The sequence below is a fragment of the Brevibacillus formosus genome (genome assembly GCF_003013405.1).
Classification (GTDB): domain Bacteria; phylum Bacillota; class Bacilli; order Brevibacillales; family Brevibacillaceae; genus Brevibacillus; species Brevibacillus formosus.
This window is the reverse complement of sequence record NZ_PXZL01000035.1, coordinates 33,487-53,260: the sequence shown is the minus strand read 5'-3', so window position 1 is coordinate 53,260 and position 19,774 is coordinate 33,487. Positions and strand designations below refer to the sequence as shown.

Annotated in this window: 20 protein-coding genes; 17 read left to right on the top strand and 3 right to left on the bottom strand. The window is 48.2% G+C overall.

The window, feature by feature from the left end; all coding sequences use genetic code 11:
* Nucleotides 1–153 precede the first annotated feature (153 nt).
* From C7R91_RS26460 to C7R91_RS26445, 4 genes are all read left to right on the top strand, one after another.
* A complete protein-coding gene (locus C7R91_RS26460; protein WP_047073386.1) occupies nucleotides 154–822 on the top strand; it encodes an MBL fold metallo-hydrolase in 669 nt (222 codons plus the stop codon).
* Nucleotides 823–1,060: 238 nt separating this feature from the next.
* On the top strand, nucleotides 1,061–1,435 hold the full coding sequence (locus C7R91_RS26455) for a DoxX family protein (protein ID WP_047073385.1): 375 nt from the start codon (nucleotides 1,061–1,063) through the stop codon (nucleotides 1,433–1,435).
* 66 nt (nucleotides 1,436–1,501) lie between these two features.
* Nucleotides 1,502–1,831 carry an ArsR/SmtB family transcription factor gene (locus C7R91_RS26450; RefSeq protein WP_047073384.1) on the top strand — a complete coding sequence of 110 codons (330 nt, stop codon included), beginning with the start codon at nucleotides 1,502–1,504 and terminating at the stop codon, nucleotides 1,829–1,831.
* Complete coding sequence (locus C7R91_RS26445) at nucleotides 1,828–2,250, top strand: SRPBCC family protein (protein WP_047073383.1); 423 nt, start codon at nucleotides 1,828–1,830, stop codon at nucleotides 2,248–2,250. The genes C7R91_RS26450 and C7R91_RS26445 overlap by 4 nt, the downstream gene beginning before the upstream one ends.
* Before the next feature lie 73 nt (nucleotides 2,251–2,323).
* Here the strand turns inward: C7R91_RS26445 and C7R91_RS26440 are convergent, their stop codons facing one another.
* On the bottom strand, nucleotides 2,324–3,601 hold the full coding sequence (locus C7R91_RS26440; protein WP_047073381.1) for an erythromycin esterase family protein: 1,278 nt from the start codon (nucleotides 3,599–3,601) through the stop codon (nucleotides 2,324–2,326).
* Between the two features lie 181 nt (nucleotides 3,602–3,782).
* The gene (locus tag C7R91_RS26435) at nucleotides 3,783–4,361 is read right to left on the bottom strand and encodes a GNAT family N-acetyltransferase (protein WP_047073380.1); all 579 of its coding nucleotides are present in this window, start codon (nucleotides 4,359–4,361) and stop codon (nucleotides 3,783–3,785) included.
* A 117-nt stretch (nucleotides 4,362–4,478) separates the two neighbouring features.
* Between C7R91_RS26435 and pdxR (C7R91_RS26430) the strand changes: the two genes are divergently transcribed.
* The 9 genes from pdxR (C7R91_RS26430) (at nucleotide 4,479) to C7R91_RS29530 (ending at nucleotide 12,795) form a co-directional block, all read left to right on the top strand.
* Nucleotides 4,479–5,894, top strand: coding sequence for a MocR-like pyridoxine biosynthesis transcription factor PdxR (gene pdxR / locus C7R91_RS26430; protein ID WP_047073378.1), 1,416 nt, complete (start codon nucleotides 4,479–4,481; stop codon nucleotides 5,892–5,894).
* 90 nt (nucleotides 5,895–5,984) lie between these two features.
* Nucleotides 5,985–6,554: a TetR/AcrR family transcriptional regulator gene (locus C7R91_RS26425; RefSeq protein ID WP_047073377.1), complete on the top strand. Its 570-nt coding sequence runs from the start codon at nucleotides 5,985–5,987 to the stop codon at nucleotides 6,552–6,554.
* Between the two features lie 14 nt (nucleotides 6,555–6,568).
* Entirely contained in the window at nucleotides 6,569–6,931 is a 363-nt protein-coding gene (locus C7R91_RS26420) for a DMT family transporter (protein WP_047073376.1), read from the top strand.
* Nucleotides 6,928–7,350 carry a YvaD family protein gene (locus tag C7R91_RS26415; RefSeq protein ID WP_047073375.1) on the top strand — a complete coding sequence of 141 codons (423 nt, stop codon included), beginning with the start codon at nucleotides 6,928–6,930 and terminating at the stop codon, nucleotides 7,348–7,350. The genes C7R91_RS26420 and C7R91_RS26415 overlap by 4 nt, the downstream gene beginning before the upstream one ends.
* 216 nt (nucleotides 7,351–7,566) lie before the next feature.
* Complete coding sequence (locus tag C7R91_RS26410; RefSeq protein ID WP_047073374.1) at nucleotides 7,567–8,397, top strand: MIP/aquaporin family protein; 831 nt, start codon at nucleotides 7,567–7,569, stop codon at nucleotides 8,395–8,397.
* Nucleotides 8,398–8,450: 53 nt separating this feature from the next.
* Nucleotides 8,451–9,950: a glycerol kinase GlpK gene (glpK, locus tag C7R91_RS26405; protein WP_047073373.1), complete on the top strand. Its 1,500-nt coding sequence runs from the start codon at nucleotides 8,451–8,453 to the stop codon at nucleotides 9,948–9,950.
* 148 nt (nucleotides 9,951–10,098) lie between these two features.
* Nucleotides 10,099–11,769, top strand: coding sequence for a glycerol-3-phosphate dehydrogenase/oxidase (locus C7R91_RS26400; protein ID WP_047073372.1), 1,671 nt, complete (start codon nucleotides 10,099–10,101; stop codon nucleotides 11,767–11,769).
* 13 nt (nucleotides 11,770–11,782) lie between these two features.
* Entirely contained in the window at nucleotides 11,783–12,337 is a 555-nt protein-coding gene (locus C7R91_RS26395; protein WP_047073371.1) for a glycerol-3-phosphate responsive antiterminator, read from the top strand.
* A 248-nt stretch (nucleotides 12,338–12,585) separates the two neighbouring features.
* Complete coding sequence (locus C7R91_RS29530; RefSeq protein ID WP_047073370.1) at nucleotides 12,586–12,795, top strand: hypothetical protein; 210 nt, start codon at nucleotides 12,586–12,588, stop codon at nucleotides 12,793–12,795.
* 116 nt (nucleotides 12,796–12,911) lie between these two features.
* Here the strand turns inward: C7R91_RS29530 and pdxR (C7R91_RS26385) are convergent, their stop codons facing one another.
* A complete protein-coding gene (pdxR, locus tag C7R91_RS26385; RefSeq protein ID WP_047073368.1) occupies nucleotides 12,912–14,342 on the bottom strand; it encodes a MocR-like pyridoxine biosynthesis transcription factor PdxR in 1,431 nt (476 codons plus the stop codon).
* 127 nt (nucleotides 14,343–14,469) lie between these two features.
* Between pdxR (C7R91_RS26385) and C7R91_RS26380 the strand changes: the two genes are divergently transcribed.
* From C7R91_RS26380 to C7R91_RS26365, 4 genes are all read left to right on the top strand, one after another.
* The gene (locus C7R91_RS26380; protein WP_047073367.1) at nucleotides 14,470–15,435 is read left to right on the top strand and encodes a proline dehydrogenase family protein; all 966 of its coding nucleotides are present in this window, start codon (nucleotides 14,470–14,472) and stop codon (nucleotides 15,433–15,435) included.
* A 182-nt stretch (nucleotides 15,436–15,617) separates the two neighbouring features.
* A complete protein-coding gene (locus C7R91_RS26375; RefSeq protein ID WP_236697959.1) occupies nucleotides 15,618–17,993 on the top strand; it encodes a DUF8815 domain-containing protein in 2,376 nt (791 codons plus the stop codon).
* Nucleotides 17,990–18,916: an ABC transporter ATP-binding protein gene (locus C7R91_RS26370; RefSeq protein WP_047073364.1), complete on the top strand. Its 927-nt coding sequence runs from the start codon at nucleotides 17,990–17,992 to the stop codon at nucleotides 18,914–18,916. Before C7R91_RS26375 ends, C7R91_RS26370 begins: the two co-directional genes overlap by 4 nt.
* Nucleotides 18,913–19,773, top strand: a complete 861-nt coding sequence (locus C7R91_RS26365; RefSeq protein ID WP_047073362.1) for an ABC transporter permease — start codon at nucleotides 18,913–18,915, stop codon at nucleotides 19,771–19,773. The genes C7R91_RS26370 and C7R91_RS26365 overlap by 4 nt, the downstream gene beginning before the upstream one ends.
* Nucleotide 19,774 lies beyond the last annotated feature (1 nt).

Genomic DNA, 19,774 nt, shown 5'->3' with positions numbered 1-19,774 from the left:
GCAACTGATCATGCAGATCCGGTTTTGAATGAATAATGAATGAAGAAGCCATTCCTTAAAGGAATGGCTTTTTTTTATAAAATGGTTGACAACAACGAAACCAACACAATAATATAATCTTACGTAAAAAATAATTTTACGGAGGGCTGATTAATGGAGATTTCAAAGGGAGTCGAAATGCTTCATCTGGATTTTCAAGGGAATATCATTCATCCGATTCTTTTGTGGGATCAAGACATGGTTGTTTTAATAGACACCGGATTCCCAGGACAAATGGAAGATTTACGTGTGGCCATGGAAAAGGCAGGTGTACCGCTTAACAAACTAAAAGCTGTGATTTTGACGCATCAGGATGTGGATCATATCGGTAGTCTTCCAGAGATTTTGCAGGAGTGCGGAGGTCAGGTTCACGTTTATGCACACGAACTGGATAAGCCGTATATTCAGGGGGAATTCCCACTTTTAAAAGACGGAGACCTTGAGAATCCTCCGAAAGGCAAAGTGGACCATACCGTGAGCGACGGTCAGGAACTGCCGTTTTGCGGCGGGATTCGCGTCATCCATACCCCTGGTCATACTCCCGGTCATATCAGCCTGTATGTAAAGCAAAGCAAGACCCTCATTGCCGGAGATTCGATGTACAGTGTAAATGGTGTGCTCGAAGGCATTCATGCCCCGACCACGCCAGATATGAATGCAGCTAGACTCTCGTTGAAAAAGTATGCAGACCTCGACATTGCATCTGTGGTTTGTTACCACGGGGGACTTAGCACTGGAAATGTGAAGGATAGGATCGTAGAACTTAGTCAAGGGTTACGTTAACAGGCAGTTATCCAGAATCGAGTGACAATCACCAAGCTCCGGCATGAACGCGCCGGGGCTTTTTAGCATGCAGTTAGGGGACAAATACACTGGCTTTGGTAAAGAACGTTGTTGACAGGACACCAAATGGTGTCGTATTATCAAAGTGACACTATTTGGTGTCCAATCAGCAGTTAGTCATTTGGAAAGTTTGGAATTTGAATAAGTTTCATTTGAAACCATTATGAGGGGGAAACATATGGGTCAAATTAACGGTGTGGAAACAATCGCGAAAGCAGAAACCAATCCCCGAGGAAAAATGATTGCCTATTGGTCAGTCACATTACTACTCGCAGTAGCTATTATGCTAAGTGGTATTGGACAGCTGATGCAATTTGGGGGAAACATCGAGTTAGTGACGAATCTTGGTTACCCGCTATACATTTTGACCATTCTCGGGATGTGGAAAGTGCTTGGAGCCATTGCTCTCGTCATCCCGGGTTTTCCTCGGCTTAAAGAATGGGTTCACGCTGGTATCTTCTTTTTAATGACTGGTGCGGCTTTATCTCACGAAACGTACGCTGCGCTAAATATCGCCTCGTGGGCGCTACGTCCGATGAGCCGCAAACTTTAGGGAGGTTGCAGAAATTAACGGCTATCCCCACCACACTACAGAAAATCAGATTTTGGAGGGAGTGTTGTGAGCGAGAACAACCCGTTACGGGATGTGTTTGATGCGATTGCAGATCCAACCAGGCGTCAACTGATTCGCCTGTTAGCAGAGGCAGAGGAGATGCCGCTTCATGAATTAACGGCACAGTTTCAAATGGGGCGCACAGCGGTATCCAAGCATTTGACAATCCTTAAAGAGGCCGGACTGGTACTTGACCGAAAAGTCGGCAGAGAAACGCGATTTAGGCTAAACGCCGCTCCACTTAGAGAAATTCAAGATTGGTTGGCTTTCTACACGAAGTTCTGGAGTACGAATATGCTGCGCTTGAACCAATTTTTAGAGGAGGAAGAAGAATGAGTTTAACATTATCCTTGGATTTTCAGTACAAGACATCGATGGAGAAGCTCTGGTCCGCTTTAACCGATGCAAACAAGCTTACCAAGTGGATGGTCAACGTCCATACCGGACAAGCGATGGAAAATGATTTTAAGCCCGTCATCGGACACCACTTTCAGTTTCGCACTCAGCCGACCGAATATTGGGATGGAATTGTTGAAGGGGAAGTGCTTATCGTAGAAGAACCAAACCGGTTGTCCTATACGTGGTGCAGTGGAGGAGAAAAGCACACCGTCACCTGGACGTTGCAGGATTTAGGAAACGGAAAGGTTAACCTTCATCTCGAACAAACTGGAATCTCAAATGCTCAAGCACTGGGTGGAGCCAAGTATGGCTGGAGCAATTGGTGCGGCGAGCTTGAAAAGGTATTGGAGCAATAATCGCATACCCTCAAAAAACGGCAGCCAGTTTCAATGGCTGCCGTAACTTTTTTACCAGGCAAATGTCCACCCGTTAATCCGTTATCATAACTGAAGGAGTAGCCGTTCGCACGAAGATGATTGCATCAAAAGCTTTTGCCGGAACCATTTGCAACGTATACATCTTCTCCATTTTTCCATACCATCCACTAAAAACATCACCAATTGCACTGATAGACTGCCCTTTATTCAGATAGGTGTAAAGATCCTGATGATGCTTTGCCTTGGAAAAATCAAGAAATCCATCTGGCATGTTTGTCTGTGCAAACAGAACAGCTAGCCGATCTTTGCCACTATTTTTTACAGTAAACGCTTTGCGCTCATTGGTAGTGGTGTCTTTTGCAAGGAAGGTGCTCTCATAGAATTCACTTCCGATTGCGTAATATTGGTCCCCCAAGGCTTTGGCGAGATGTGCCCCCATGCAGGTTGTTATTCCTGCGGAAGTGGAGGTCTTTTCAATGTGTCCATTGTGTCCGGTAATGAACAGGTTATTGCGGCCGTAATGTTTCTTTTCAAACGATAAAATCCACATCACTTTGTCCGCCATATAGCGATCACGGGTATTGCCATAGTTTGTGTTTGTTCCGCGCAGTGTAGCATTTTGCTTGATTGATTCTGCGAAGGCGATAGCCAGCTCATATTCTTTCTCAGAGCTTTTCGCGATGTAGACGGATTGGTTTTGTTTCATCTGTTCCATCAAGCTTTTTATGTGGGTGAGCGCTTCCTGTACGAGGGCGATCTTTTGGTCATACACCGTCTGATCATTCAGATTCGTAAGCAGCTTCTCATACTTGGATGCGCGTGCCGGATCAACTTTTTTCAAATAGGAGAATAGCCCGTTTTTGTTATGGTCATAGCGTTGCATGTCAAAGCCATAAAAATGAATTTGATCTTTGGCATCTCGTTGCTCATTAAAGGAGCGCATCCAAGAGAGAAGCGCCGCCATTTCTTCTGTATGGTAAATCGTAAACCCGATGGCTTTTGCGGCATCCTGCGCAGTTCCACTGCCGCCTAAAATGTATTCATTGACCTTTTGTCCACCGCCAAAATCTCCTTCGATGGCAAATACGCGATAACCTTGTTTTTCGACCAGATGTTTAAAAATATCTAACTTCAGCGTAGTGAATTGCTTGTTGCCATGCGTAGCTTCTCCAAACCCGATGATGGTTTTTGCAGGAAGCTCCATTTTTGAAGCAGGGACAAGGTTAGATTGTAATGACTGTTGCAAGGTGTTGGCTGATGCAGATTGGAAACCCGTCAATACACTCAGCACGATGAACAAGCTTAGGGTGATCAGGAGTTTTCTTTTCATATCAATCTCTCTTTCTTGAAGTGATTACTGGGAAATGGATGGATTTTCCTATCATTTACACAATTATACTCCTTCTAGATCGTATTTACCTAGAGTGAATTCTTTTCTGTGGAGTCTAAGCCAAAATGTAAAAACGCACCTTGGGTGGATTATCCGTACCCCCCGGTGCGTTTTCCATTTGCTATTTCAAATACTTCGCTCGATACTCATCTGCCAGCATGGACATGAGAATGGAGTCGTGATAGGCGTGGTTGTAATAAAGCGCTTGTCGCTGGACACCTTCCCGCTGGAAGCCGAGCTTTTCATACGTGTGGATGGCGCGTTCGTTAAAGGCGAATACGTTTAACTCGATGCGATGCAGATTGAGGATGCCAAACCCATAATCGAGCATCAGCAGAAGGGCTTCGCTTCCGTAGCCTTTGCCTTGATAGGCATTTTGATCAATAGAAATTCGAATGAAGGCACTGCGATTTTTCGAATCGATATCGCCAATTTGAACGTCGCCAATCACCTGATCATTTTCGCACAGGCAGATCAATAAGAGGACACTGGAAGCGTCCTGGCCTTTGTTCGCGATGTACTGGTGGATTTGCTCACGCGTGAAATGCTTTTGGGTACCAGTCAACATACGCGTTTCCTTGTTGAACAAGGAGCGGAAGTATAATTCGGTATCTTCTGTGCCAATCGGTCGCAAAAAGACACGTTCTCCTTCCAAAAAGCGAACCGCTGCATTTGTGTTCTCTTGTTGTGTCACAGACATAGTCGTTGTCCTCCTGTTCGTGCAAAACTTCTTTCTTTTTAGGATAACGAGCAAGTGTATACTTGAAAATGTGCAGTTTTGTAAAAATGAAAAGGACAGATGGAGAGGGAAATCGAGATGCTCTTGACCCTAAACTGGCAGGAAAACGACAACGAGCCGCAATACGTACAGCTTTATGCTTATTTGAAAAAGGAGATCGTCGCAGGACGCTTGGCGGTGAATAGCAAGCTGCCGTCCGTTCGCAAGCTGGCTGACCTGCTGGGCTTAAGCACAACACCTGTGGAAATGGCGTATCAGCAGCTGCTTGCAGAAGGTTTTATCCAGAGCAAACCGCGCAGTGGATACTATGTGGAGAAATTGCCTGATCCAGAGGTGAAGCCGGGTGCGAGCATACAAACCATCCAGCGGCCTATGCTGCGTGACGAGCGGGAATACGTCTATGACTTTCATCTCTCCCGTAATGATTTTTCGTTATTTCCAACCATGATTTGGCGGCGTTTGTACAATGAGACACTTCACATAGAGGAGCAGGAGAATCTTTTTTATGGCGATCCACAAGGAGAGGCTGGACTCAGGAGCCAAATCGCTGATTACTTGCGCAGGTACAGGGGCGTCGCTTGTTCACCGAATCAAGTGGTGATTGGGGCGGACCAGTTTGGCTTGCTGTCCCTGATCTGTTTGATGGTAAAGCCGCAGTTCCAACGCATCGGCGTAGAAAATCCGGGGTATTTGCTATTTGCCAATACGTTTCGCCAGCACGGCTATGACGTGGTGCCGATCTCACTGGAAGAGGATGGAATTAGCGTCAGTGAGCTATACGAGTCAGAGGTTCGGTTGGCTGCCGTTTCTTCGGCTCATCAATACCCACGTGGGATGATCATGCCTATATCCAAACGACTGCAATTACTTGAATGGGCCAAAAGTGTGGGAGGGTACATCATCGAAGACGATTACGACGGAGAGTTTCGTTACCATGGCAGACCGATTCCATCTATGCAAGGCTTGCTCCCGCATGCGAATGTCATTTATATGGGGAGCTTTGCGCAGGTATTGGCACCTGCACTAGGCATTTGGTACATGGTTTTGCCAGAATCTCTGCTGAATATGTACTACAGCCTGCTTCGCGAGACACTGCTGGAACCATCCTCATCCCGACTGCATCAGCGGACGATGGAAGCCTTTATGGAAAAAGGATACTTCGAAAAGCATGTCCGCAAAATGCGCAAGCTGTACCGCAAAAAGCACGACGCGCTGCTGCTGGCTGTGCACAAGCATTTTGGCGAAAGGGCGACTGTTATCGGAGCCGATGCGGGTTTTCATATATTGCTTCGGGTGAACAGTGAGCGAAGCGAGGAGGAGTTGAAAAAGCTGGCGATTCAGGCAGGTGTGAGAGCCTCGTCCGCATCGTTTACTTGGCTGGTGCCACCCAATCCCCTGCCAAAAGAGTTTTTCCTCGGCTTCGCGGGCATCCCATTGAAAAAAATCGATTCCGGTATCGAGGCACTGAGCCAAGCGTGGTTTGGCGATTGTTGACAAGCCACGAGTACGCCTTTATGATAAGAGTACGTTTTGGAAAATATGAAAAACAAAATATTTTCCATGTTTTCTAGAGGGGGCAAGAACATGCAGGAGCGAATCCTACAATGCGCTTATCATGAGATTGAGACCAAGGGCGTTCGTTTTACCATGTCTGATTTAGCTCGGCGCGCAGGTGTTAGCACCAAGACGTTGTATGCGAGCTTTCCATCGAAAGAGGCCTTGATCACCAAAGTCATTGAAGAAAACATCGAGGATTTGCGTAAAGCGGAAGATCAGATTTTGCATGATCCTGACATCGATTTGGTAGAGAAGATGCGACAGCTCCTCGCACTCGTCCCGAACAACTTCTCACGAACGGACCTGCGCGTGTGGTACGAGCTGAAGCGCTACTATCCCGAGCAATGGAAGCTGATCGACGAGTTCAATCAACAGGAGTGGGAGCATGTTCGGATCATTCTGGAGCAAGGGGTAGAGGAGGGCGTGTTTCGTCGTATCCAGCTTCCGATCTTGATTCAGATGTATACCGGGACGCTCAACCAGCTAATTGATCAGCAGTTGGCGAACCAGCATCATGTGACGATTGGCGATGCGCTGGATGCGGTCATCGATATTTTACTAGGCGGCATCGTTGATTCATCGTCTTCAAACAAGTAAGTAGGAGGAACATAATGAGTTGGGTCTATCTATTAATGGCCATTTTGCTAGAGGTGGCTGGAACAACATCGATGAAGCTGTCTGACGGGCTGAGCAAGCCTGTCCCCAGTGTGATGATGTTTATCTTTTATATTTTGTGCTTCTCGTCGCTGAGCCTGGCGCTCAAGGAAATGGAGGTCGGGACTGCCTATGCTATTTGGTCTGGTCTCGGCACGGCGATCATCGCGGTCATTGGTGTGGTGGTCTTCAAGGATGCCTTCACTGTCAAAAAAGTAATTGCTGTCGGACTGATCATCGTGGGCTGTGTGCTGTTGAATCTGGGAGACTCCTCTCACGTGCAATCTTCTAAAGATACAGGAGTAGCTGAGGCGAAATGAGTGAGAAAAATGTGAGAGCTATGCTAGTTTTCTTCTGGGTCACCGATGTGGCTTTTGTCGCATACTGGTTTATTACATTTTTGGAGCTTCTCCCTGTGGAATACTTGTATCAGGATTACTACGACCCCAATTTGCTCGCATGGAACCTGTCCTTTTTTCCATTGGATATCTTCATTTCCATCACGGGCTTTGCCAGTCTGTACGCCTATCGCAGAGGACGGCACATCTGGAAACCGCTCGCCATGCTATCGCTCATTTTGACGTCCTGTTCGGGTTTGCAGGCAATCGCTTTTTGGGCGTTCAAGGCAGATTTTGATTGGTCTTGGTGGATTCCGAACCTGTACCTGCTGATTTATCCGTTATTCTTTTTGCCTGGCTTGATGCGAGAACTGGCAAAAGTGAAGGAAAGGAATTCTTGACAAATTTTGAGCAGTGGCTATATAGTAGGTCTTAAGTTAATAGTGCTGTGGAGATTGGGAGATCAGCTAATATTTGCAAAATGAGGGCATTCGCTCTCAGGTTGCGAGTATTAGCTTTTTTATTTTCTCTCTAGACAAACCACAAAGGAGTTGGCAAATTGTAAGCGCTTTACGGAAGTGATTTTACAATTTTTCCAAAAAGGGGGAGGATGGGGCATGTCTATTTATGTAGGGGAACTGATCGGGACAATGATCTTGATCATTTTGGGGGCAGGTGTTTGCGCCGGACAGAACTTGAAAAAGGCGTATTCCCAAAACGGCGGTTGGATTGTGATTACGCTGGGCTGGGGGCTGGGAGTTGCGTGCGGAGCGTATGCGGTAGGAAGCATTAGCGGAGCGCATTTGAATCCGGCACTTACGATTGCACTGGCCAGCATCGGTCAATTTCCGTGGGAGCATGTGCCGGGCTATATAGCGGCTCAACTGATTGGGGCATTTATGGGCGCGACGTTTGTCTGGATCTTTTATTACCCGCATTGGCGTGAGACGGATGATGCCGGAGCCAAATTGGGGGTATTTGCAACAGGACCCGCTATTCCCCATACAATCGCAAATCTCTTCAGCGAAATTTTAGGTACGTTTTTCTTGGTGCTCGGTCTACTGGCGATCGGAGCGAATAAATTTGCAGAAGGACTCAATCCGTTTATCGTCGGCTTCCTGATCGTAGCCATTGGTTTGTCTCTTGGTGGTACTACTGGTTATGCGATCAATCCAGCCCGTGACCTCGGACCTCGCCTCGCCCATGCCCTCTTGCCCATCCACGGCAAAGGAAAGTCCAACTGGCGCTACGCATGGATTCCTGTTGTTGGACCTATCATTGGAGCTGTAAGTGGAGCATTTTTTTACAAATGGACGTTTACAGACCATTCGCTGACAGGTGTAATAGCATTAGCGGCTTTCATGGTGATTGCCATCGTGGTCGGCATGACAACGAAAAAATCAATCGGCAGCAAGGAGCGACTCGCATCCGAAAGTGCGCGTTCCTAGACATACAGGAAAGAATGAAGGCGACTCCATATGACTGAAGGAGGAACATTATCATGGAAAATAAATATATGCTTTCCCTCGATCAGGGAACCACGAGCTCTCGCGCTATTTTATTCGATAAATCAGGTGCCATTATCGGCGTTGCCCAGAAGGAATTCACGCAAATCTATCCGAAGCCGGGTTGGGTGGAGCACAATGCCGAGGAAATCTGGGAATCACAGCTGGAAGTTTTGAAAGCGGTTTTACTGGAGAATCATGTGAAACCGGAAGAAATCGCAGGAATCGGGATTACCAATCAGCGGGAAACAACCGTGGTATGGGATAAGCATACGGGTAAGCCCATCCACAATGCGATTGTATGGCAAAGCAGACAGTCCATCGATATTTGCAACCAGTTGAAAGAGCAAGGCCATGAGCAAACCGTTCGTGAAAAGACAGGGCTGTTGATTGACGCCTACTTTTCCGGCACAAAGGTAAAATGGTTGCTCGATCATGTGGAGGGAGCACGGGAAAGAGCAGAGAAAGGCGACCTCTTGTTTGGAACCATTGATACGTGGCTGATCTGGAAGCTGACCAATGGTCTTGTGCATGTGACCGACTATTCCAATGCTTCGCGTACGTTGATGTTTAATATTCATTCCTTGGAGTGGGACGATGAGCTGTTGAACATGCTGCAAATTCCGAAAAGCATGCTGCCAGCTGTCCGTCCTTCCAGCGAATTGTATGGCTACACAGACGAGAAGCTCTTCGAATTCCAGATTCCGATTGCCGGGATTGCCGGAGACCAGCAGGCTGCGCTGTTTGGGCAGGCGTGCTTTGCGGAAGGGCAGGCCAAAAACACCTACGGAACAGGCTGCTTCATGTTGATGAATACCGGAGAAAAGGCAGTTGCATCCAAAAACGGGTTGCTGACGACCATTGCCTGGGGCGTGGATGGCAAGGTAGAGTATGCCCTGGAAGGCAGTATTTTCGTAGCTGGTGCGGCGATTCAATGGCTGCGTGACGGACTCAAGGTGATCGAAAAATCATCGGATTCGGAAAAGCACGCACTCGCTGTTGACAGTACAGATGGTGTCTATATGGTTCCGGCTTTTGTTGGCTTGGGAGCGCCGTATTGGGATATGGAAGCTAGAGGCGCGATTTTCGGTTTGACCCGTGGAACGACGGAAGATCATTTGATCCGGGCAGCGCTGGAGTCTCTGGCTTATCAGACAAGGGATGTGCTTGAAGCGATGGAGGCTGATTCCGGCATCCGGCTGCAAAAGCTGGCGGTAGACGGTGGAGCCGTGGCGAACAACTTTTTGATGCAGTTCCAGTCCGACATCCTGAATTCAGAGGTAGAGCGTCCGCGTGTCAATGAAACGACCGCGCTAGGAGCAGCTTACCTGGCAGGGCTTGCCGTCGGGTATTGGGGCAGCAAGGAAGATATCGTGAATAACAAAGTGGTGGAGCGCTCCTTCTCACCGGATATGGCGGAGGAAGTGCGCCAAGAGCTGTACGCAGGTTGGAAGCAAGCTGTAACGGCAACGATGGGTTACAAGATTAGGCATTGATTTTTGCGTAAAAGAGGTCTAAAGTTAGAGATAAGTTAATCATGCTGTGGAGACTACGGAGACAGCCAGTATCAGAAGGGCAATGAGATTGCATTGCTTCTTTTGGATATTGGCTGTCTTTTTCTTTTTAGAAAGGATGAGAAGAACGATGAACGATCAACATGCATTATCATCAAGTCAACGCCAGGCTTGTCTGGATAAAATGGCAAACAAACAACTCGATCTTTTGGTAATTGGCGGTGGGGTGACGGGAGCAGGTATTGCCCTCGATGCAGCCGCGAGAGGACTTACAGTTGGACTCGTGGAAAAACAGGACTTCGCTGCGGGCACCAGCAGTCGCTCTACCAAGCTCGTTCACGGAGGGTTGCGCTATTTGAAGCAGGGCGATGTGCAACTGGTGCGGGAAGTAGGCAGGGAGCGAGCCATTTTGTATCGCAATGCACCACATATCGTCATCCCTGAAAAAATGATTTTGCCAATCGTGAAAAATGGTACCTATGGCAAGCTGGCAACCTCTATTGGTCTGTATGTTTACGATGTGTTGGCTGGAGTCGAAAGAAAAGAACGACGCATTATGCTGAACAAACAGAAAACCGTGGAGGCAGAACCGCTTTTGCGCCGCGATATTCTCAAGGGCGGCGGGCTCTATTTCGAATACCGGACAGATGATGCAAGGCTTACCGTTGAGGTCATGAAAACAGCAAGCTCGCACGGAGCGCTCTGCGTGAACTATACCGAAGCCACTGGCTTTATTTATGAAAACGGCAAGGTCATCGGAATTAGCGCGAAGGATTTGCTCACGGGTACGGAGTACTCCCTCCATGCCAAAAAAATCGTCAACGCAGCAGGTCCTTGGGTGGATCAGCTACGAGAAAAAGATCACTCCCTGTACGGCAAGCGCCTCCACCTGACAAAAGGTGTCCATCTGGTCGTGCCATATAACAGACTTCCATTGAAGCAGGCCGTTTATTTCGATGTATCCGATGGGCGCATGTTGTTTGCCATTCCGCGGAATAACAGTACGTATATCGGTACCACTGACACGAATTACAAAGGTGTGCTGGAGCGGCCAACGGTGACGAGAGAAGACATGGAGTATGTGTTGAATGCCGCGAACGAGATGTTCCCATCTGTGAAACTGACGGAACAGGATGTCAGCTCCAGCTGGGCAGGACTCAGACCGCTGATCCATGAAGATGGCAAGTCCCCATCCGAATTGTCACGCAAGGACGAGATTTTTTATTCCAAAAGCGGGCTGATTACGATCGCAGGTGGAAAATTGACGGGCTTCCGCAAGATGGCCGAGCGCATTGTCGATGTGGTGGTCAAGCAGTTGACTGAAGAAGAGGGCAGAGCATTTGGAGCTTGTCAGACAGATAAAATCGTCCTCTCTGGCGGAAAATTTGATTCCGCAGCCAAAATTCCTGTATTTGTAAAAGCACAGGCAGAGCGGCTTCGCCAATGGGGAATCACCGAGGAACAAATTCGTGTTCTTGTCGGGAAATATGGAAGCAACAGTGAGAAAATCGTAACGATGTGCCAGGAGCTTTTGTCACAAAATGCTCAAAATGTGTCTCCAATCGAAGCACTGTTGAAAGCAGAACTGCGCTACGCTGTAGAGGAAGAAATGGTCATGACCATGAGCGATTTTCTGATTCGTCGCAGTGGCAGACTATTCTTCGAGAGAGATACACTGGAGCCTGTGTATCGATTGGTTGGAGAAGAGCTCGCGCATGAGCTGCAATGGTCGGATGAGAGGAAAGAACATGAAATAAAAGCGTTTGAAGAGGAATATCATCTTGCGAAAACATTTCAATAGGGGTGATTCGTGATTGGCAAACCAGATCAATCAAGTCATACTTCCTGCAGCCCGGACGTTAAAAGAATTTGATGAACTCATGGAAAGCTCCTACGAGCGGATTATTTTGCTGAATGCTCATGTAGCGCAAGTAAAGCCACTGGGAAAACGGGCAAGAGCGTTCGGGAAAAAACTGCTGATCCATGCTGATCTCATTGACGGCTTGAAGTCGGATGAATATGCGATGGAGTTTCTTGCGCAAGAAGCACAGCCCGAAGGTATCATCACCACACGGAACAGTGCTATTCTTGCTGCCAAGAAAAAAGGACTCATTTCCATCCAACGACTTTTTCTCATTGATACGATGGCATTAGATAGCAGTCTTACTCAGCTGGAGAGAACCAAGCCGGATTACGTCGAGGTTTTGCCAGGAATCATTCCCCACCTGATCGAAGAAATCACTGTACGAACCAAAATTCCGGTTATCGCTGGAGGATTTATTCGCACAATGGATGATGTAGATCGCGCCATTCAAGCGGGTGCAACTTCTGTAACCACTTCTCGCAGAGAACTGTGGACGAAATCATAAGGGCATCAGGGTTGTAAAAAGCCGGTTATTCCTGTTCGTAGGAATACCGGTTTTTTTGGTGTTTGTCCGTAAAGAAAATAGGTAAATGACGATGATAGAGGACATAGGTAGATACCCTTTTATTTAATATGGAGGTCATTAGTCTATGCGGATAAACGTCACCGTGCATATACACATATAGTCAACAAAAAATAAGAGGAAAGAAGGCGGTTACGTGAATTATCCAAGCGGGCAATGGCAGTCATCGTATGGGCAGTCTTCCTATTATCCATGGCAAAGAGATGATTGGGGTCGTGGTCGAGACTGGGATCGAGGACGAGATTGGGATCGTGGGCGTGACTGGGATCGAGATCGTAGACGCAGATGTCCAGATTTCTGTCGGCATTGCCATCCTAGATGCTGTGGTCGCTGGCGTTAATCATCCTCTATTTTTTCAGAAGATAAAAACGGAAGTGTAATAGTCTTGAGCCAAATCTTGTGGAGCATTCTAGATTTGGCTCTTTCCTTTGTAAAAGGTGGAAAACGTGGTGAATCAAGAGATACAGGCATTCTCGCTCAAAAGATTTGACTGAGGTTATTTTGCTTTCTCCAGCGGAATATTCGTTAAAACAGCCTTGATCCGCTCGACCCCTTCTTTGATCTGTTCCTCATTGGTATTGCCGTATCCGAGAATGATTTTATCCGTATGCTTGTCTTTGACAATGGTGTGTTCCTCAACTGGGTAGACACGAACTCCGGCTTGCTCCAGTGAAGTCAGGACGTCAGGTGTGAAGCGAACCGTTGGAAAAGCAGCTACGATATGCAGACCAGCGGCCTCCCCCCAAATACGCATACGATCTCCAAAAGCCAGCTGAAGAGCATCAATCAAGCATTGTCGGCGTTTTTTGTACAGCTTTTTCGCGCGATTCACGTATTTCTCTAGGTGCCCCTCCTCGATAAAAACCCCTAGGGCAAGCTGATCAATCGAAGGAGCGTGCAAATCGGATAGCCATTTCGCTTGCTGATAGGAAGCTACCAATGCTTTTGGGAGGACGAGGTATCCCTGGCGTAGACAGGGAGAAAGAATTTTGCTAAAGGAACCGATGTAGATAACACGCTCCGAGGCAAGCCCCTGAATGGAGCTGATGGGAGCGGTATCGTAGCGAAACTCGCTGTCGTAATCATCCTCGACAATGTAGCAGTCAGCTTCCCGTGCATAACGAATGAGTTGAAGTCTTCGCTGGATGGGCATGGTGCCGCCGAGCGGGAACTGATGAGAAGGAGTGACAAATACGAAGCGGGGGCGATGGGCAGATAATGACGGTAGCTGATCCATATCCATCCCGTAGGCATCTGTCGGAACAGGCAGTAAACGAGCGCCTGTCCTGGTGAAAATACTTTGGATATCGTGGGTGATCGGGTCCTCGATGACTACGTGACTATCAGGGCGCAGAAGCACGTTGGCAATCAGGGTGAGCGCCTGAGTAGCCCCGGATGTCATAATAATCTGCTCGGGTTCGCATTGCACGCCGCGCGTTCGATACAAATAGCGACACAAAATCGTGCGCAGCTCCGTGCGTCCCTCGGGACGATTATAGCCAAATACTGACAGCGGCGCTTCCTGACAGACGCGCTGGACGGTTTTGCCCCAGAGGCTGCGAGGAAAGTGCTCCAGAGCAGGAATACCGGAACGAAAATCGATCAGCTTGCTCTCGGCTTCGTTGAAGGGCTGATCCACTTTTGGCAACCCAGTCTCTGTCACCCGAGCGTGCTGTTCCAAATAAATACCGGAAGCAATAAAATACCCAGAGCCACGTCTGCTCTCGATGTAGCCCTCGGCTAATAGCTGCTCGTACGCCTCTAACACTACATTACGAGAGAGGTGCAGTTCGCTGGCTACTTTGCGGGTAGAAGGAAGCTTGAAGCCAGCTGTCAGTTCTCCGCTCAAAATCTTTGTGCGCAATTCAGAGTAAATTTGTCTGATTAACGGAATGGGTTTCTCTCGGTCAATGGTCATCCAGAGCAAGGCGTGTGAGCCTCCTTATGTAACTGGTCCTCTCAAAATAGTGGGAAACTGGACCTAATCCACACAAGCGTACCATGGTAGGGTGAAGGAAGAGAAGAGGTATGCCATTGTCAAAGGAGAGAGAAAGATGACGCCAGAAATGAGAAGAACCGCAGAGATTTTACGTACAATCGCCCGTGATGAACGGATCAAGGAAGTGGTCAGAACATCGCCCTTGTTATATCCATTGCTTTTGACTGCTGCCAAACGTTATGTGACAGGCGAAACGCGTGCGGATGCAATGAAAATAGCCCAACGCTTGGAAAAAATGGGCTACCGTCTATCAGTTGAACACATTGGTGAAAATACGCTGGATTTGCAGGTTGTTCATGAAGCGCAGCGGGAATTTCTGGCGCTAACTGCGGATTGCTCCCAACTACATACATCAGTCGGGATTTCCTTTGATCTGTCCCATCTCGGCTTGTTATTGGATCTAGAGATGGCGTTTGCCCACGTAGACGAGTTGGCGGAGCGGGCGAGTCATAGTGGCCAGTATTTGATGATCAGTATGGAGGAATCGACGAAAACAGAGGCGATCATCAGCATGTATGAGCGCTTGGCACAGCGACATGAAAATGTGGGCATTACGATTCAAGCGCATTTGCACCGCTCGTTGGATGATGTGAAAAGGGTGCTAGAGCTCCCAGGAAAAATTCGTTTGGTCAAAGGCGCATTCAGGGAACCCCAGGAAATCGCATTGGCGCGTTCAGTGGAGTTGAACGAACGATACCTGGAGCTGGCTGACATGTGTGTGCAAGCTGGGCGAGAATGCTCACTCGCCACGCACGACCAAGCGATTGTAGACGAGCTAGCCCGTCGAGACTATTTGCATCGACCGAATGTAGAGGTTGAGTTGTTATACGGGGTTCGCCCTGAACTGGCTCATGCTTTGCGAGAAAAGAGGGTTCCGGTGCGCTTGTACCTCACGTATGGGACAGAGTGGTACTTGTACTTGTGTCATCGATTGGCAGAGCACCCGCCTCATGTGCATCAGGCAATAGCCGATATGTTTGATCCGGCGAGACTTCAGGATGTAGGGTATGGCATGTCATAGAAGGATTACGAAAAAACGTCAGAGCACAATCCTGACGTTTTTTCTATTTTTCACTCTGCACTTAGTGACCAGTAGACTTCATTTTGAAAAAAATGTAGCTATTTGTATGGAAATAACGTCAATAATTGTATGAGTAGAAAAGATAGGAAGATAAAAGAATGGTCCGTGGAGGTTTTGAACGAATGAAAACGGCGCAGTGTAAGCGATGGCTCCTGGCCTTCTGTGCGTTCCTCCTGTTGGTAGCAGGTGTTCCTTTAGGATTAACGGGGACAGCATTGGCAGAGGGAAACATTCAGCTGGGAGTAACAGTCGGAATTGAAGGAAAGTACAGGGAGGTCGGGATGGTTCCCGTTGTGGTCACGGTGAGAAATGGAGGGGCGGATATCGAAGGCGATCTTTTTGTCGCCACGGGGGTACGGGGAGACAGTCGCTTCGAAGTTGCCAATTATCAGCCGGTTTCGATTGCAAGCGGAGTGACCAAGCAGGTAACCATTCTCGTTCCTGGATCAGAGCTGGATAGCAGTTCTTTTGTAGCTTTGATGCAAAATAACAAGATCATGGCGCAAACTCCGGTAACAGGCGTTTCATACACCGAAGATACGTTGATGATTGGCGTGCTGGCAGAAAATCCTGACACAGCTAATTTCCTTGGTGTACTGCCGAAAGGCTCCATTCATAACCCTGTCCAGCTCTTGACGATGAAGGCAGACAATATGCCAGTGACAGGTACACAGCTACAGATGCTTAATATGCTCGTGATCAACAATTTTGCTTTGGATTCATTGAATGAACAGCAGATCAAAGCGATCCGGGATTGGACGAATTCTGGCGGGATGCTGATTTTAGCCGGAGGAGCGCAGTACAAGAAAGCCGGAGGCGTTTTGAGTGACTTGTCGCCAGTAGAAGTGACTGGAGTGACGAGCGTACAGACACTTAACAGTTTAAAAGCGGATAAGACCAACCCGATTGCACTGACATCCCCCTTTACTGTAAGCAATGGGACAGTGAAGGCAGGGAAAGTTCTGTACAGCGAAGGAAATATTCCGCTGATGGCTGTACATAACGTGGGAGCCGGAAAGGTATTGTACGTCGCCTATGATTTGGCGGCGGAACCAGTGGCCAGTTGGGCAGGAAACAGTCGCTTTTGGGCAGATACATTAGTAAAGGCTTTTGGTTCCTTCATCAACACTTCAAATAGGAGCATGATCGACAACGTATGGCCGCTTCGCGATGCTGCTGATCGCGTCCCGTCCTTGAAAATTCCGGAGGTTGGCTGGTTCGCAGTATTTTTCGGAATTTATGCCCTGGTTGTCGGGCCAGTTCTTTTCTATATTTTGCGGAGAGGCCGCAAGCAAAGCTACATGTGGGTGATTGTCCCTGCCCTTTCGGTGTTGGCGGGAATCGGAATCTTCTCGATTGGTGCCATCCAGCGGGGGGTGGGTGTAAAGCTGCATCAGGTAGGTTATGTTGAGCTGCAAAACAACGGACAGGCGAATGCAGTGAGCGTAACCGCATTATTCGTACCGAGTAATGACGACTATCGATTGACTATAAAGGGAGAAGGCAAAACCCAACCCGTCACTGAAGGAGACTATATCGATCAAATTCCGAGAACGTGGATTTCCATACAGCCAGATCAGACCCATATTGATTTCCGCGATGTAGAATTTTGGTCGATGCGCAAGGTTGCGACGGAGCAATCCTTATCGGACGTAGGAAAAATTGAATCGAACCTGTCGTATGAGAACGGTGCACTGAAAGGAACCGTGACGAACCATACGAAGTACTCGCTAAGAGACGTGACGATCTCGACAGGTATGCAGGTACAAGAGTTTCCACAGTTGGCGGCTGGCAGCAGTATCGAAGTGAACTTGCCGTTTGCCCCTCAACAACAAGCAAGGCGGAATCAACATCGGATGAATATGGGGCATGCGCTGCCGCAGTACATGCAATCGAATGGCTATGAAAGAGAAACGCGTGAGCAACTCATCGTGGAAATGCTGGACATGCTGGACAGACGTAGTGGTCCGTCTGAAGTGGTAAAACTCGTGGGATGGACCGATGCGCAAGTTGTTGAGGCTGTCGTACCAAACGAAAATACGGAGAACAACAGCATTGCGATGGTCACTTCGACGCTGCAAGTGAATCCATCCAAGGATGGACACATTTATTATCCGACGGGATCATTTGATGTGACGATGTCGGGCAGCTCAGTTCCAGTAGATGACTTCGGAGATGGCTTTAGACTCCCTGCTGGGGATATTACCTTTGACATCAATTTGAATCAGGAAGGACAGGAGCTTGCCATCAGCAATTTGTATCTGTACACCTGGTCAGAGGACAATACGACATTTGGAAAAGAGGTTTACAACTGGAAGACAAAAGCTTTCGAACCATTTGAAAAAGCATTCATGAACAACGTCATGACAAGCGATAAGACCACTACTTATGTTTCGGGCGACGGCATTGTCCGCATCAAATTTGCCCACCAGTTTGAGGATGATCGCCACATTGGGGTTCCAAGTGTCAGTGTGGAAGGGAAGGTGAGCAAAAAGTGATCCAGATTCAAAATTTGCGCAAGCGCTACGGCAAAATGGAAGCGTTAAAAGGACTTTCGCTCGAAATTGACAAGGGTACCGTCTTTGGTTTCGTCGGTCCGAACGGGGCAGGAAAATCGACGACGATGTCTATTTTGGCGACTTTATTGGAGCCGACCAGTGGGAAAGCATACGTAGGCGGCTACGAAGTGACCAAGCATCCAAAGGAAGTGCGCAAGCTGATCGGCTACATGCCAGACTTTTTTGGTGTCTACGACAATTTGACAGCAGAAGAGTACCTTGATTTTTACGGTGCGAACTACGATATTCCGGCAGCTGAACGAAAACAAATCATTCCGCAGTTATTAGAGCTGGTGAATCTTACCCACAAGCGGGATGCCTACGTCGACTCGTTGTCGCGGGGGATGAAGCAACGCCTCGGACTGGCACGCTCGCTGGTTCACAATCCGGAAGTGCTCATTTTGGACGAACCGGCTTCTGGCTTGGACCCGCGTGCACGCATTGAGCTGCGGGAGATTTTGAAGGAACTGCGGGATATGGGCAAGACGATTATCATTAGCTCACACATATTGCCTGAGCTGGCGGAGATGTGCGACGTCATCGGGATTGTGGAGGAAGGCAATCTGGTTGCCTTTGGACGAGTCGATGAGATTTACTCGAAAATGCAAGAACAGCGAGTATTGCGCATTCGCCTGTTAGATCGGGTTGAGGAAGCAATGACGCGCCTTCGTGAGATGCCCGTCATAACCAGGGTGACACGTGAAGGGAACTGGGTCGTTGCAGGCTTTTCAGGCAATGACGAAGAACAGGTTGAGCTGCTGCGGGAGCTCGCGGTGTCAGGCTATCCTGTTGCCGCGTTTAATGAAGCAGTAGGTGATTTGGAAGAAATCTTCCTGGAAATTACGAAAGGGGTGGGCTCATGAGCGACTTGAGACGATTTCGCAACCCTGTCTTGTTTAATGAATGGAAAATGCGGATGCGGACCAATCGGTCACCGTGGATCATCCTGTTATATTTGCTCGTTTTGGGTGCAATGACGCTCACGATTATTTTCTTTATGACAAACGGCGGCAGCTACTACAACCCGAATGATACACGCGAGCTGTTCATGATGCTGTCTGTGTTTCAGCTCGGGATGATCAGCTTCGTAGTGCCGGGACTGACAGCAGGTGTGATTTCCGGTGAACGCGAACGCCAGACGTTGAGTGTGCTGTTGACCACGAATGTCAGCGCAACACGGTTGATTTTAGGCAAATGGCTGGCGTCACTCAGCTTCATGACCTTTCTGGTCATTGCGACCATCCCGCTCTATGCCATCGTCTTTTTGTATGGAGGAATTTCACCTGCACAGGTGATCAAGGTGTTTGGCTTTTACGTCGTCACGATGTTCGGCATCGGCAGCATTGGTGTGCTCATGTCTACGCTGATCAAACGGACTGGTATCGCTACGGTTGTCACTTATGCGGTGGTGTTTGGATTTGCGATCGGGTCGAGCATACTGGCGGAAATTATCAAAGAGTTCATTCGGTACCAGCGCCGGTCTGGTAGCATGTCATCCATGCCTATGCCGGACTGGCCACATCTCCTGCATAATTTTAACCCGTTGTTTGCGATGTTGAACATTTTTGAAGAAGGGCCGCAGATCAGGATTGGGAATGTGGACCCGTACGCGGTTTACTGTTTGTTTTTCGGGATTATTACACTATTCTGCCTGTTACTCTCCATCTATCTCATTCAGCCAGTGAAACCGAGATTTCGCAAAGCAAAAGAGGAGCAATAAG